The following is a 14,788-nucleotide window of genomic DNA, read 5'->3' on the forward strand; positions in this document are numbered from 1 at the left end:
ATGACCATCACCTGGAACGACAACGTCCCGATCTATCGCCAGCTGCGCGCACGCGTAGTGGCGATGATCCTGGACGGTGCGCTGGCCGAGGGCGACGCCCTGCCCTCGGTGCGCCAAGTGGCCGCCGACTACCAGATCAATCCGTTGACGGTATCGAAGGCCTATCAGGAGCTGGTGGACGAGGATTTGGTCGAAAAACGTCGCGGACTGGGAATGTTCGTGACCGAGGGCGCACGCAAGGCACTGCTGGGCTCGGAGCGGGATCGTTTCCTGCGCGAGGAATGGCCCGCCATCCATGCCCGCATGCAGCGGCTGGGACTCACCCTGGAGCAGCTGATGAAGGCTGCCGACGACAACAAGGAGAATGCTTCATGAGCGCCGCAATCGAAGCCGTCAGGCTCACCAAGCGCTACAGCAGCACGCTTGCGCTGGACGAGGTCGATTTCAGCATTCAGTCCGGGCGCATCATCGGCCTGATCGGCCCCAACGGCGCCGGCAAGACCACAGCACTCAAGGCCATCCTCGGTCTGACCGACTTCGAAGGCTCGTTGACCGTGCTGGGCAAGGACCCGCGCAAGTCGCGTGAGGACCTGATGCGCGACGTGTGCTTCATCGCCGACGTCGCGGTGCTGCCGCGCTGGATCCGTGTCGCCCAGGCCATCGATTTCGTCGAAGCGATCCATCCGCGCTTCGACCGCGCACGCTGCGAACATTTCCTCGCCCGCACCAAGCTGCAGCCGCAGCACAAGGTCAAGCAACTGTCCAAGGGCATGATCGTGCAGTTGCACCTGGCGCTCGTCATGGCCATCGACGCCAAGCTGCTGGTGCTCGACGAGCCGACGCTGGGCCTGGACATCCTGTACCGCAAGCAGTTCTACCAGAGCCTGCTGGAGGACTACTTCGACGAGGACAAGACCATTCTCGTGACCACGCACCAGGTCGAGGAGATCGAGCACATCCTCACCAACCTCATGTTCATCCGCGACGGCAAAGTCGTGTTGGACACCGACATGGATAGCATGGGCGAGCGCTTCATCGAAGTGATGGTCAATCCGGACAAGGCCGACGCCGCACGCCAGCTGCAGCCGCTGGACGAGCGCAACGTATTCGGCAAGAACATCTTCCTGTTCGACGGCATCGAACGCGCACAGCTGGAAGCGCTCGGCGAAACCCGCCGGCCTTCGGTCAGCGACCTGTTCGTCGCCACCATGAAAGGAACCTACGCATGAAGACCTTCTACTGGCTCATCAAGCGCGAATTCTGGGAGAACCGAGGAAGCTTCTTCTGGGCGCCGGTGGTCACCACAGGGGTGTTCCTGATCCTGAACATCATGGGCATCATCACCTTCGAGGTGTTCGCGGCTCAGCGCGGCATCAGCATCAGCGGCATGAACATCAATCAGCTGGTGCAGAGCATGGATGCCAAGAACATGGCCAACATCGGCGTCGGCATCGACTTGGCAATGATGTCGTCCGGCTATCTGATCGGCATCGTGCTCGGCATCGTGGTGTTCTTCTACTGCCTCGGCGCGCTGTACGACGATCGTCGCGACCGCAGCATCCTGTTCTGGAAGTCGCTGCCGATTTCCGACCGTGACACCGTGCTGTCGAAAGTGATCAGCGCCACCGTGGTGGCACCGGTGATCGCGACCATTTGCGGCCTGCTCGGTGCGGTAGCCATGCTGCTCATCGTCATGCTCGTCGCGATGTTCCACGGCGTGCACCTCTGGACCCTGCTCGGCTACGCACATCCCTTCCGCACGCTGGCCACCATGGTCGCCCTCATCCCGGTCAACCTGGTCTGGGCCCTGCCCGCGGTCGGCTGGCTGCTGCTCTGCTCGGCATGGGCCAAGAGCAAACCGTTCCTGTGGGCACTGGCCGTTCCCGTCGGCGCCGGCATCATCGTCAGCTGGTTCAACGCGATGGGACTGCTGAACGTATCCAACGGCTGGTTCTGGAAGAACATCGTGGTGCGCTCGCTGTTCAGCGTGTTCCCCAACGGCTGGGTCGAAAGCCAGGAAATGACCCACGTGAACATGCAGGGCTTCAACCTCAGCGACCATTTCGACAAGTTCGTCGGCGTCGGCAATGCATGGAGCCAACTGGCTCGCGCGGACTTCATCATCGGCGCCGTGATCGGCGCGGCCATGATCGCGGCGGCCATCTGGTTCCGCGGACGCCGCGACGACTCCTGACGATCAACATGCTTGCGTCCGGACCGCAGGTCCGGGCGCCCTTGCACGGAGACTCAAGCCATGACCTCGCCACGTATCTTCCTAGTCGCCTCCGCACTTGCGGCGACCTTCGCGCTGGCCGCCTGCGGGCGCAACCATCACACCTACATCAATGTTTCACATGGCAACATCGTGCTGCAGGACGACCAGGTCACGATCCACGCTGACGATGCCCCCGACGCCATCGTCACCGCCAACGGTGACCTTCGCATCGGCGGGCGGACCATCGCCGTCGACGCCAGTCAGCGGCGATTGCTGCGCACCTACTACCAGGATGCCGAACGGGTCGGCCACCAGGCCATCGAAGTCGGCAAAGCCGGCGCCGACATGGCCGGCGGCACGATCGGCGATGTATTCAGCAATCTGGCCGACGGCCACCCGGACCGCATCGACGCCGCCGTGAAAAAACGCACCGATGCTCTTCTGGTCCACGCCTCGCGCATCTGCGACACCCTGCAGTCGATGCAGGTCACGCAGGAGGCCATTGCTGCCCAGCTCGACGCCTTCCGTCCCTACACCCGCCTGAAGGCCTCGGATGCGCAGGAATGCCGCGCAGACATTGCCAAGGAACGCAGCAAGCTCGCCAAGTCCGACGATTGACGCAAGTCTCGGTTCCGCGAACAAAAAAAGCGCCCGGCATGCAACCGGGCGCTTTTTTCGTACATCGAAGACGGCAAGACGCCGTCCATCCGCGCTTACTTGCCGTGGATGCCGCCCTTGGTCAGTTCGACCGGATCCAGCAGCTTCTTCAGTTCCTCGTCGGACAGGCCGGTGGTCTCACGCGCCACGTCCATGATCGGACGCTTTTCCTTGTAAGCCTGCTTGGCCGTGGCCGCGCCCTTCTCGTAGCCGATCACCGGGTTGAGCGCCGTGACCAGCACCGGGTTCTTGTCCAGTGCACCGGCGATGTTGTCCTTGTTGACCTTGAAGGTCGCGATGGCCTTGTCCGCCATCAGGCGCGAGATGTTGGCCAGGATCTCGATCGACTGCAGCAGGTTGTAGCCGATCACCGGCAGCATCACATTGAGCTGGAAGTTGCCGGCCTGCCCGCCGACGGTGATGGTGGCGTCGTTGCCGATCACCTGCGCGGCGACCATCGCGGCGGCCTCGGGGATCACCGGATTGACCTTGCCCGGCATGATCGACGAGCCCGGCTGCAGAGCTTCCAGTTCGATCTCGCCCAGACCGGCCAGCGGACCGGAGTTCATCCAGCGCAGGTCGTTGGCGATCTTCATCAGCGACACGGCGTAGGTCTTCAGCGCGCCCGACAGCTCGACCGCGGCGTCCTGCGAGGAGATGCCCTCGAAGTAGTTCTCGGCCGACTCGAACTTCACCTTGGTCATCTTCTTCAGTTCGATCGCCACCGACGGACCGATCTTCGGATCGGCGTTGATGCCGGTGCCGACCGCACTGCCGCCCAGCGGCAGGCGACGCATGCGCTTGAGCGCGTCCTCGATGCGCTCGATGGCCGAACCGACCTGTGCGGACCAGCCCGACAGCTCCTGACCAAAGGTCACCGGCATCGCGTCCATCAGATGCGTGCGGCCCGTCTTGGCCACGTTCTTGAGCTGGCGCGCGCGCTTGTCGATGGCCTTCTTGAAATGCTTCAGCGCCGGCAGCAGCTGCTCGCTGGCGGTCAACGTGGCGCTGACGTGGATCGCCGTCGGGATCACGTCGTTGGAGCTCTGGCCGTAGTTGACGTCGTCGTTCGGATGCACCTTGCGATTGCTGGCACTGCTGGCCAGGTGCGCGATGACCTCGTTGGCGTTCATGTTGGAGCTGGTGCCCGAACCGGTCTGGAAGATGTCGATCGGGAACTGGTCGTCGACCTCGCCGGCAATGACCTTGTCGGCCGCCTTGCGGATCGCCGCCGCCTGCACCTTAGGCATGTGACCCAGCTTGGCGTTGGCCTCGGCCGCGGCGGCCTTGATCAAGCCCAGTGCGCGGATGAACTCGCGCGGCATGCGCAGGCCGGAGACCGGAAAGTTGTCCACGGCGCGCTGCGTCTGCGCGCCCCACAGCGCGTTGGCGGGCACCTGCAGTTCGCCCATGCTGTCGTGTTCGGTTCGAAACGTGCTCATGCTGACTCCGGGTGAAGGCTCGATGAAAACGGGCATTATAGCGAGCCGCGGCGTCCATCCGGTGACTGCAGGCGGAACCTCTACCAGTCGTGCGCCGGCAGGCTGTCGAATACGCGGTGCAGGCCCTCGTCCCACTCCCGGTTGATGCGGGCCAGGTACGGGTCGTCCTCCATCAGTCTTTCACGAGTCTCCACACGAAGACTGTCGGCGCGATAGATCAGGAGATCGATCGGAGCGCCCACCGAAAGGTTCGAGCGGATCGTGGCATCGAAGGAGATCAGCGCGCACTTCACCCCCGCTTCCAGGGAGGACCCGCGTTGGATCATGCGGTCCAGGATCGGCTTTCCGTACTTGATCTCGCCGATCTGGAAATACGGGGTGTCATTCAGCGCTTCAATGAAATTGCCCTCGGAATAGACCAGAAAAAGACGCGGGGTCTCGCCCGCGATCTGGCCGCCGAGAATGAAGCTCGCCGAGACATCGATGTTCTGCTCGCGCAGGTACTTCTCGTCGTATTCGCGCACTTCGCGCATGGCATCGCCCAGCAAGCGGGCCGCCTCGAACATCGAACCCACATTCCACAGCGAGGCCGCCTGCGGGTCCTTGCGGGCGCGCAGGTCGAGCAGGTTCAGCGCGTTCTGCGTGACCGAGAGATTGCCCGCCGAAAGCGCCACCATCACGCGCTCGCCGGGATTCTCGAACACGCGCATCTTCTCGAACCGGGCGATTTTGTCGATGCCGGCGTTGGTGCGCGAGTCGGATACGAAGACGAGCCCCTCGTCGAGGCCCATGCCGATGCAGTACGTCATTGAATGTGCCCGGGAACGCAACGATGGAGAAGACCGTCAGCTTACCACCGCACCGGTGTTGCGACCGGGTTCGACGGAACCGGCATTGCCGGTCGCGGTCGAGGTCATGAAGGCGTCGACGATCGCCTGCGTGAGGCCATGGAGCTGCTGCATGAAGTCATCCAGGAACGCCTTGATGCCCTGGTCCAGCACCTCGCTCATGCAGCCGTAGCGAAGCCGCGCCGCGAGCGCGCCGGACTTGCGCACCACTTCGCTGCGCGGGTCTTGGGCCAACACCTCCAGGATTCGGTAGATCGACTGGGTGCACGCAGTCAGCGAGTGCGGCATGTCCGGCTGGAAGATCATCATCTCCGACACATGCAGCGGATCGACCGCATCGCGGTAGTTCTTGCGGTAGGTCTCGAAGGCCGACATGGACTGCAGCATCGCGCTCCACTGGTAATACTGGATGAAGTCCCGCGAGCTGCTCTCGTGCTCCTCGGACTGGGCGTACTTGATGTCCAGCAGGCGCACGGTGTTGTCGGCCCGTTCGACCGCCGTGCCCAGCGCCATGAAGTGATAGCCCTCGTCACGTCCCATGGTGCCGAAGGTGACGCCGCGGAACGCCGCCGAACGGGTCTTGACCCATTCCAGGAACGCGCTGACGCCGTCGCTGTCGGCAGCCCCCTCGCCCGCCTCGGCCAGATCCAGCCAGGAAGTGTTGAGCTCCTGATACATCTCGGCGGTGATCGCGCCGCGCTGGGCCCGGCCCAACTCGCGACCGTGGAACAGGCAGTTGTGGATCGACGACGGATTGTCCGCGTCCAGCATCAGCCACTGCCGCACCGTCTCGGGTTCGATCTCGCCGCGCGCCGCGCCGAACAGCTCCAGCTGCCCGAGCGCGTCCAGCCCACGCCGCCAGGCCGTGGTGGCCGACTTGCCCGGGTCCAGACGCTCGGGAAGCAGGGAGATACGCTGGGTCAGATCGACCAGCCGGGCGATGTTCTCGGCCCGCTCGACGTAGCGCGACAGCCAGTATAGGTCGCTCGCGGTTCGACAAAGCATGCTCAGTCCTCCAGTACCCAAGTGTCCTTGGTTCCGCCGCCCTGCGAGGAATTGACCACCAGGGAGCCCTCGCGCAGCGCCACCCGCGTCAGTCCGCCCGGCACCACCATCGTTTCGCTACCGGACAGCACGTACGGGCGCAGATCCACGTGGCGCGGCGCGACGCCGGATTCGACGAAGGTCGGGCACGTCGACAGGGACAGCGTGGGCTGGGCGATGTAGCGCTCGGGTTCGGCCAGGATCCGCTGGCGGAAGGTCTCGATCTCGGCCTTGCTGGCCGTGGGACCGATCAGCATGCCGTAGCCGCCGGCGCCCTGGGCCTCCTTGACCACCAGTTCATCCAGGTGCTCGAGCACGTAGCGCCGGTCGTCGTCCTGACGCAGTCTGTAGGTCGGCACATTGAGCAGGATCGGATCCTCGCTCAGGTAGAAGCGGATCATCTCCGGCACGTAGGGATAGATCGACTTGTCGTCCGCCACGCCGGTGCCGAACGTGTTGGCCAGGGTCACGCGGCCGGCCGCCACGGCCGAGAACAGCCCCGGCACGCCCAGCACCGAATCAGTGCGAAACACCTGCGGATCGAGGAAATCGTCGTCAATGCGGCGATAGATCACGTGCACGCGGCGCGGCCCGCGCGTGGTGCGCATGTAGACCGTCTCGTCGTCGACGAACAGGTCCTGCCCCTCGACCAGCTCCACGCCCATCTGCTGGGCCAGGAAGGCATGCTCGAAATAGGCCGAGTTGTACGAACCCGGCGTGAGCACAGCGGCGACCGGCTCGTCCAGGCCCTCCGGTGCGACCGACTGCAGCGTCTCCAGCAGCAATTCCGGATAGTGCTCGACCGGAGCCACCGCCTGTGCGGCGAACAGCTCGGGAAACAGGCGCATCATCATCTTGCGGTTCTCGAGCATGTAGGACACGCCCGATGGCACGCGGAGATTGTCCTCCAGCACGTAGTACTCGCCTTCCCCGGCGCGCACGATGTCGATGCCGGCGATGTGCGCGTAGACCTCGTTGGGCAGGTCGATGCCCTGCATCTGCGGCCGGTACTGCGCGTTGCGGAGTACCAGCGACTCCGGCAGCACGCCGAATTCGAGGATACGGCGATCGTGGTAGATGTCGTGCAGGAACATGTTCAAGGCCCGCACGCGCTGGATCAGGCCGGCCTCCAGCACCTTCCACTCGCCGGAAGGAATGATCCGCGGCGCGATGTCGAACGGAATCAGGCGCTCCCCGCCGCTCTCCTCGCCGTAGACGGCGAAAGTGATGCCCACGCGGTGGAACGAGATTTCCGCCTGTCTTCGCTTCTGGGCGATGCGTGCGTCCTGCGTGCCGTTCATCCATTCGGCGAAGCGCGCATAGTGGGGCCGGATTGTGCCCTCGGCATCGTGCATTTCATCGTACGGCGGTCGTGCGCTCATCCAGAACTCCCCGCGCCAGCCGGACTCCAGCCGGCGCTTTTCACGACAAGTCCTCGACCATGCTCGCACAGGACGTGTGAAGATGCAGATAATCACGGCGCGTCGGACCGCGCAGCGGGACGGTCTGCGGGCATCTCCATTACAATGGTTCGCTGGTCCCCCTGGAAGCCTGTTTCATGTCCCTGACTCCGCTGACCGCACTCTCGCCGCTGGACGGCCGCTATGCCTCCAAGGTCGAGGCGCTGCGACCGATCTTCAGCGAATACGGCCTGATGCACCGTCGCGTGCGCGTCGAGATCGCCTGGCTGCTGGCGCTGGCCGCCGAACCCGGCATCGCCGAACTGGCGCCCTTCTCCGCCGCCGCCGCAGCACGTCTGCAGGCCATCGCCGACGACTTCTCGGTCGAAGACGGTCAGCGCATCAAGGACATCGAGGCGACCACCAACCACGACGTGAAAGCCGTCGAGTACTTCATCAAGGAACGCATCGGCGACGACGCCGAACTCGGTCCGGCGAAGGAATTCGTGCACTTCGCCTGCACCAGCGAGGACATCAACAACCTGTCCTACTCGCTGATGCTGCGCGATGCGCGCGAAGCCGTACTGCTGCCGCAGCTCGATGCCGTGATCGGTCGTCTGCGCGACATGGCACATGCGAATGCCGACCTGCCCATGTTGTCGCGCACGCACGGCCAGACCGCCTCGCCGACCACACTGGGCAAGGAACTGGCCAACGTCGTCGCGCGCCTGGCCCGCCAGCGTAGCCAGCTGGCGAACGTCGAGGTCCCGGGCAAGATCAACGGCGCGGTGGGCAACTACAACGCCCATGCCGTGACCTATCCCGAGGTCGACTGGCGTGCCTTCTCGCAGCGCTTCGTCGAGGGCCTGGGCCTGGACTGGAACCCGTACACCACGCAGATCGAGCCGCACGACGGCGTTGCCGAGTACTGCGACGCGGTACGCCGCGCCAACGTCATCCTGATCGACCTGTCGCGTGACATCTGGGGCTACATCTCGCAGGGCTACTTCAAGCAGGCGCTGAAGGAAGGCGAAGTCGGCTCCTCGACCATGCCGCACAAGGTCAACCCGATCGACTTCGAGAACGCCGAGGGCAACTTCGGCGTCGCCGATGCACTGCTCGGCCACTTCGCCGAGAAACTGCCGATCAGCCGCTGGCAGCGCGACCTGACCGATTCCACCGTCCTGCGCGGACTGGGCACTGCCTTCGGCCACACGCTGGTGGCGCTGGCCTCGCTGCAGAAGGGCCTGGGCAAGCTGGAGGTCAACCCCGAGCGCCTGGCCGCCGATCTCGACGCCAACTGGGAAGTGCTGGCCGAGGCCGTGCAGACGGTGATGCGCCGCTACGGCCTGCCCAATCCCTACGAGCAGCTGAAGGCGCTGACTCGCGGCCGCGGCATCACGCGCGACTCGATGCGCGAATTCATCGGCCAGCTCGACCTCCCCGAGGCCGACAAGCAGCGACTGCTGGACCTGACGCCTGCCGGCTACATCGGCCTGGCCGCGGACCTGGCGCGCAACGCATGACGCAGGACGGCGCGGTCGGCCAGGTCGACGAGCGCCGCGCACAGGGCGTCATCGAGCTGCAGGTGTCGCAGCTCGAGACGTCCCTGTCGTTCTACACCGCGATCGGATTCGCCATCGAGCGTCGCCACGGCGACTTCGTCGCACTGACCGGTCACGGCTGCCGCCTGTTCCTGGTCCGCGATGCCTCCGTGCCGGAGACCTGGCCGCGCGGGTGCAACCTGCGCATCGTCGTCGACGACGTGGACGCGATCCGCCGCCGGATCGAGGAAGCCGGTCTCCCGATCGCGCGCGAGCTGGCCGACCGCCGCTACGGCCTGCGCGATTTCAGCATCGCCGCACCCGATGGATTCCATCTCCGCTTCGCGCAACTTCTGCCCTGAACGCCGCTGCGACGCCTGGCGCGAACGCATTCCTGACACGACGAACCAACCGGTACAATACGCCGATGACCGCACGCACACGTTCCAGCACGCCCCTCCCGATCGAGGTCCGTGGTTCGTCCCGGCAACCGCTCGGCATGCCCGCCGCGCGTTTCCTCGAACTGTACTGGCAGAAGCATCCGCTGCTGATCCGCAACGCCTTCCCCAACTTCGAGCTGCCGCTGCAGGCCGAGGATCTGGGCGGCTTGGCCTGCGAAGAGGCCGCGCTGTCGCGCATCGTCCTCCGCGACCGCGAGCAGGACACCTGGGAACTGCGTCAGGGACCGTTCGAGGAAGACGAGTTCGCCCAGCTTCCCGAGGAAGACTGGACCCTGCTGGTGCAGGACGTCGACAAGTGGGACGCCGATGTTGCACAGCTACTGAATCCGTTCCGCTTCCTGCCCTCCTGGCGCATCGACGATGTCATGGTCAGCTACGCCGAGAATGGCGGCGGCGTGGGCGCGCACGTCGACCAGTACGACGTGTTCCTGCTGCAGGGCATGGGACGCCGTCACTGGTCCATCGACAGCAACCCCGACGCGCCGCAGGATTTCCGCGACGACGTGGAACTGAAGCTGCTGCGCCAGTTCACGCCCGATCACAGCTGGGTGCTGGAACCGGGCGACATGCTGTACCTGCCGCCGGGCATCGCCCATGACGGCGTCGCCGAGGGCGCCTGCCTGACCTTCTCCATCGGCATGCGCGCACCGGCACAGTCCGAACTGCTGCTGGACCTAGTCGAGCATGTCGCCGAACAACTGCCCGAGAACGAACGCTACCGCGACCCGGATCTGCGACCCGCGCCGACGCCGGGCGAAATCGACGAAGCCGCGCTGAACCGTCTCAGCGAGCGCCTGGGTCCGGCGGCCGAACTGCTATCCCGCGACGCGCTGGCCGAATGGTTCGGCTGCTTCATCACCCGCTACCGCAGCGCGCAGTTCGCCGCGCCACCGGCGCGTCGCCGCTCGCGCAAGCAACTGCTGAACGCACTCGCCGCCAGCGCCACCTTCGTGCGCCACCCGTGGACGCGATTCGCGTGGGTGCGTCGACGCGGCGGCGCGACGCTGTTCGCCGCCGGCAAGGCCTACCGCTGCACCCTGAGCATGGCGCGCTGGCTGTGCAGCGAACGCATTCAGTATCTCAAGGCACCGCCCGACGAAGCCGCGCAGGACGTGCTGCTGGAACTCATCAATGACGGGCATCTGGCGCTGAAGCGAGGCCGCGCCAAGTGACACTGTCCGCCGACTACCACGTCGAGCCTGCGGACTGGAAGGCTGATCGCGACGCCCTGCGCGCGATCCGCGACGTCGTATTCATCCAGGAACAGAACGTGCCCATCGAGGAAGAATGGGACGATCTGGACCCCGACTGCCAGCATGTGCTGGCCCGCGCCGCCGACGGCACGCCGATCGGCACCGGCCGCCTGACGCCACAGCGCACTATCGGCCGCATGGCGGTGCTCGCCGACTGGCGCGGTCGCAACGTCGGCGCAGCCATGCTGCAGGCCCTGATCGACCGCGCCCGCGCGCTCGGCTGGACGCGAGTGAGTCTGCATGCGCAGGTGCACGCCATCGGCTTCTACGAGCGCCACGGATTCCAGGCCGAGGGCGAACCATTCATGGAAGCCGGTATCGAGCACCGCACGATGCATCGCGACCTGGAACCGCTGGAGGCCGCCCCCGGTGAACGCGGTGCCACGGTCGAGCGCCCCGCCTATCGACTGTTGCAGACTGAAACCTGCAGCGATGTCGTTGAGTCCGTACTGCAACTTCTCGCCGACGCACGGCATGCATTCGTCGTCCACCATCGCGATCTCGCGCCCGGCGTGCTTGATCATGACGAAGTGCTGACCGCCGTGCGCAAACTGGCAACCTCCGGACGCGGCGCGGATGTGCGCATGCTGCTGGCCGACCCGGCGCAGGCGCTGCGCGACGATCATCGCCTGATTCCCCTGGTCCAGCGCCTGCCCAGCACGCTGCACCTGCGCCAGCCACTCGAGGACGAGGATCGCGCCTACCCCTCGGCCTTCTTCGCCAACGACAACGGCGGCTACCTGATGCTGCCGCAGGTCGGACGCTTCGACGGACGCGGCGCGACGTTCAATCTCGGGACCAGTCATCAGCTGATCGCCTACTTCGACGAAGTCTGGCAGCGAGCGGCTCCGGCCACGGCACTGCGCAGTCTGGAACTATGAACAAACCCGGGCATGCACACCCGTCATGTTCCGAAACCTTGTCCCAACACCGTAACGAGTGGCTATAATTAACGGGATTTTGAGTCTTGCGGACGAATAGGTCGCCCGCAACGACCCGAAACGACCCTCCGGCGTGCGCCAGCGCGCCCTTTTCGTTTTTGCCGGTGGTGACGTGAGCGCAAACCTGATCCGCGAATTCATGGAATCCTCGCAACTCGGCAGCAACGCCGACTACGTCGAGGAACTGTACGAAACCTGGCTTTCCGACCCGTCGGCGCTTCCCCAATCCTGGGCCGACTACTTCGCCAAGCTGCCCCAGAGCCAGAGCGGCGACGTGCCGCATTCGGCCATCATCGCCCGTATCGAGGCCGCGCAACGCCAGCGCGATCGCCACGGCAACGCCGGCGTGCCGATGAGCGACGAGCATGCCCGCAAACAAGCCGGCGTGCTGCGCATCATGACCGCCTACCGCTCGCGCGGGCACCTGGGTGCCGATCTCGATCCGCTGAAGCTGGCCAACAAGCTGCCGGCGCCGGATCTGGGCCTGCCCTTCCACGGCCTGGCCGAGTCCGACCTGGACACCGAGTTCGACACCGGCACCTACTGCGGCGGCGACGCTGGCCGCATGAAGCTGCGCGATCTGCTGGAGCGCCTGAAGAAGACCTATACGCGGTCGATCGGCGCCGAGTTCATGCACATCAGCGACCACGAGCAGCGCCGCTGGATCTACTCCCGTCTGGAGAAGGCCGCCGGCGAACCGGGCCTGAGCGATGAAGAGAAGCGCCGCGTGCTTGAGCGCCTGACCGCCGCCGACGGTCTGGAACGCTACCTGCACACCCGCTACGTCGGCCAGAAGCGCTTCTCGCTGGAAGGCGGAGACAGCCTGATCCCGATGCTCGACTCCCTGGTCCGCCGCTGCGGCGAGGATCAGGTCAACGAGCTGGTCATCGGCATGGCCCACCGCGGCCGCCTGAACATGCTGGTAAACATGCTGGGCAAGCCGCCGTCGGAACTGTTCGACGAGTTCGAGGGCAAGTTCCAGCATCCAGACGACCCCGAATACAGCGGCGACGTGAAGTACCACATGGGCTTCTCGGCCGACGTGCAGACCCCCAGCGGCAACGGCGTGCACCTGGCGATGGCCTTCAATCCGTCGCATCTGGAGATCGTCGACCCGGTGGTGATCGGCTCGGTGCGCGCACGCCAGACGCGCCGCGGCGAGGCCTGCCACGACAAGGTCCTGCCGCTGCTGATCCACGGCGATGCCGCCTTCGCCGGCCAGGGCGTGGTGATGGAGACCCTGCAAATGTCGCAGGCCCGCGGTTTCGCCGTCGGCGGCACCGTCCACGTGGTCATCAACAACCAGGTCGGCTTCACCATCTCCGATCCGCGCGATGCACGTTCGACCCTGTACTGCACCGACGTCGCGAAAATGGTCAACGCGCCGGTGTTCCACGTCAACGGCGACGACCCGGAAGCCGTGGTGCAGGTCGCCCAGCTGGCCTTCGAATTCCGCCGTCAGTTCAAGAAAGACGTGGTCATCGACCTGGTCTGCTACCGCCGCAACGGCCACAACGAAGCCGACGAGCCGGCCGCAACGCAGCCGCTCATGTACCAGGTCATCCGCAAGCACCCGGTGCCGCGCGCGATCTACGCCGAGCGCCTGGAAAAGGCCGGCGTCATCGACGACAAGCACGCCAAGGGGCTGGTCGACCGCTACCGCGAACTGCTGGAGAGCGGTGGCCCGGTCACCGACCTGAACACGGAACAGGGTGGCACCGCGTTCTCCTGGAGCCAGCACATCGGCGGCAAGCTGGACGAGGACCTCGACACCGGTCTGGACCGCAAGGCCATGTCCGAACTGCTCGATGTCATCCTGAAGACTCCGGAAGACTTCAAGCTGCAGTCGCGCGTCAACAAGATCTACGAGACACGTCGCGCCATGGCCGCGGGCGAGCAGCCCACCGACTGGGGCTTTGCCGAGAACCTGGCCTACGCCGGCCTCATCCAGGAAGGCTACGACCTGCGCCTGGTCGGCCAGGATTCGGGCCGCGGCACCTTCTTCCATCGTCACGCCGTGCTGCACGACCAGCAAAGCGGCAAGACCGCCCTGCCCCTGGCCGACATTGATGCCGAGCGCAACGTCGAGATCATCGACTCGTTGCTCAGTGAGGAAGCGGTGATGGCCTTCGAGTACGGCTACGCCACCGCCGACCCGAAGACGCTGGTGATCTGGGAAGCGCAGTTCGGCGACTTCGCCAACGGCGCCCAGGTGGTCATCGACCAATTCATCAGCGCCGGCGAGTCGAAGTGGAATCGCCTGTGCGGCTTGGTGCTGTATCTCCCGCACGGCTATGAAGGCCAGGGTCCCGAGCATTCCTCGGCGCGCCTGGAGCGCTATCTGCAACTGTGCGCGCTCAACAACATGCAGGTGTGCGTGCCGACTACCCCGGCGCAGACCTTCCACATGATCCGTCGGCAGATGCTGCGCCGCGTGCGCAAGCCGTTGATCGTGATGACGCCGAAGTCGCTGCTGCGCCACAAGCTGGCCGTGTCCAGCCTGGATGAGCTGGCCTCGGGCCAGTTCCAGACTGTGATCGGTGACCAGCGTCTGAAGCAGGCCAAGAAGGCCAAGCGCGTCGTACTGTGCTCGGGCAAGGTCTACTACGACCTGTTCGAGGAAGCCGAGCAGCGCGAACTGACCGATGTCGCCGTCGTGCGCGTCGAGCAGCTGTATCCGTTCCCGCGTGAACGCGTGATCGAGGAGCTGAACAAGCACGCCGGCGCCAAGGAAGTCATCTGGTGCCAGGAAGAGCCCATGAATCAGGGCGCGTGGTTCCAGATCCGTCATCATCTGCAGGCCTGCACGGACGGCAAGTACAAGCTGTCCTATGCCGGCCGCGCGCGCTCCGCCGCGCCGGCCTGCGGTCACGCCAACACGCACGCCGCCGAACAGAAGGCGCTGGTCGAACAGGCGCTGGTCGACCCGATCAGCGACGGCCACACCGCCGAATAACCCGTCTCCTCCACACACGCATCACGC

13 protein-coding genes are annotated in these 14,788 nt (G+C 65.2%); 9 read left to right on the plus strand and 4 right to left on the minus strand.

The window, feature by feature from the left end:
• Genes BTJ49_RS08810 through BTJ49_RS08825 form a run of 4 tightly spaced genes read left to right on the plus strand, consistent with a single transcriptional unit; the run spans nt 1 to nt 2,833 of the window.
• On the plus strand, nt 1-375 hold the full coding sequence (locus tag BTJ49_RS08810; RefSeq protein WP_113064990.1) for a GntR family transcriptional regulator: 375 nt from the start codon (nt 1-3) through the stop codon (nt 373-375).
• Nucleotides 372-1,229 carry an ABC transporter ATP-binding protein gene (locus BTJ49_RS08815; protein WP_113064991.1) on the plus strand — a complete coding sequence of 286 codons (858 nt, stop codon included), beginning with the start codon at nt 372-374 and terminating at the stop codon, nt 1,227-1,229. The genes BTJ49_RS08810 and BTJ49_RS08815 overlap by 4 nt, the downstream gene beginning before the upstream one ends.
• Nucleotides 1,226-2,194, plus strand: coding sequence for an ABC-2 transporter permease (locus BTJ49_RS08820; protein ID WP_113064992.1), 969 nt, complete (start codon nt 1,226-1,228; stop codon nt 2,192-2,194). Before BTJ49_RS08815 ends, BTJ49_RS08820 begins: the two co-directional genes overlap by 4 nt.
• A 60-nt stretch (nt 2,195-2,254) precedes the next feature.
• On the plus strand, nt 2,255-2,833 hold the full coding sequence (locus BTJ49_RS08825; RefSeq protein ID WP_113064993.1) for a DUF2884 family protein: 579 nt from the start codon (nt 2,255-2,257) through the stop codon (nt 2,831-2,833).
• Between the two features lie 95 nt (nt 2,834-2,928).
• Here the strand turns inward: BTJ49_RS08825 and BTJ49_RS08830 are convergent, their stop codons facing one another.
• The 4 genes from BTJ49_RS08830 to BTJ49_RS08845 form a co-directional block, all read right to left on the minus strand.
• On the minus strand, nt 2,929-4,314 hold the full coding sequence (locus BTJ49_RS08830; RefSeq protein WP_113064994.1) for a class II fumarate hydratase: 1,386 nt from the start codon (nt 4,312-4,314) through the stop codon (nt 2,929-2,931).
• 80 nt (nt 4,315-4,394) lie between these two features.
• Nucleotides 4,395-5,123, minus strand: a complete 729-nt coding sequence (locus BTJ49_RS08835) for a peptidase (RefSeq protein WP_113064995.1) — start codon at nt 5,121-5,123, stop codon at nt 4,395-4,397.
• Nucleotides 5,124-5,159: 36 nt separating this feature from the next.
• Nucleotides 5,160-6,167 carry an alpha-E domain-containing protein gene (locus tag BTJ49_RS08840; protein WP_113064996.1) on the minus strand — a complete coding sequence of 336 codons (1,008 nt, stop codon included), beginning with the start codon at nt 6,165-6,167 and terminating at the stop codon, nt 5,160-5,162.
• Between the two features lie 2 nt (nt 6,168-6,169).
• Nucleotides 6,170-7,588 carry a circularly permuted type 2 ATP-grasp protein gene (locus BTJ49_RS08845; RefSeq protein ID WP_113064997.1) on the minus strand — a complete coding sequence of 473 codons (1,419 nt, stop codon included), beginning with the start codon at nt 7,586-7,588 and terminating at the stop codon, nt 6,170-6,172.
• Nucleotides 7,589-7,764: 176 nt separating this feature from the next.
• Here BTJ49_RS08845 and purB point away from each other — a divergent pair, with 176 nt between their 5' ends.
• The 5 genes from purB to BTJ49_RS08870 all read left to right on the plus strand — a co-directional run bounded on the left by purB (nt 7,765) and on the right by BTJ49_RS08870 (nt 14,761).
• A complete protein-coding gene (gene purB, locus BTJ49_RS08850; protein WP_113064998.1) occupies nt 7,765-9,132 on the plus strand; it encodes an adenylosuccinate lyase in 1,368 nt (455 codons plus the stop codon).
• Complete coding sequence (locus BTJ49_RS08855; RefSeq protein WP_113064999.1) at nt 9,129-9,512, plus strand: VOC family protein; 384 nt, start codon at nt 9,129-9,131, stop codon at nt 9,510-9,512. Before purB ends, BTJ49_RS08855 begins: the two co-directional genes overlap by 4 nt.
• 65 nt (nt 9,513-9,577) lie before the next feature.
• Nucleotides 9,578-10,783: a cupin domain-containing protein gene (locus BTJ49_RS08860; RefSeq protein ID WP_113065000.1), complete on the plus strand. Its 1,206-nt coding sequence runs from the start codon at nt 9,578-9,580 to the stop codon at nt 10,781-10,783.
• Entirely contained in the window at nt 10,780-11,745 is a 966-nt protein-coding gene (locus BTJ49_RS08865; RefSeq protein WP_240601786.1) for a GNAT family N-acetyltransferase, read from the plus strand. Before BTJ49_RS08860 ends, BTJ49_RS08865 begins: the two co-directional genes overlap by 4 nt.
• A gap of 172 nt (nt 11,746-11,917) precedes the next feature.
• Nucleotides 11,918-14,761, plus strand: coding sequence for a 2-oxoglutarate dehydrogenase E1 component (locus BTJ49_RS08870; protein ID WP_113065001.1), 2,844 nt, complete (start codon nt 11,918-11,920; stop codon nt 14,759-14,761).
• Nucleotides 14,762-14,788: the final 27 nt, after the last annotated feature.

The sequence above is a fragment of the Oleiagrimonas sp. MCCC 1A03011 genome, from assembly GCF_003267965.1.
Lineage (GTDB): Bacteria > Pseudomonadota > Gammaproteobacteria > Xanthomonadales > Rhodanobacteraceae > Oleiagrimonas > Oleiagrimonas citrea.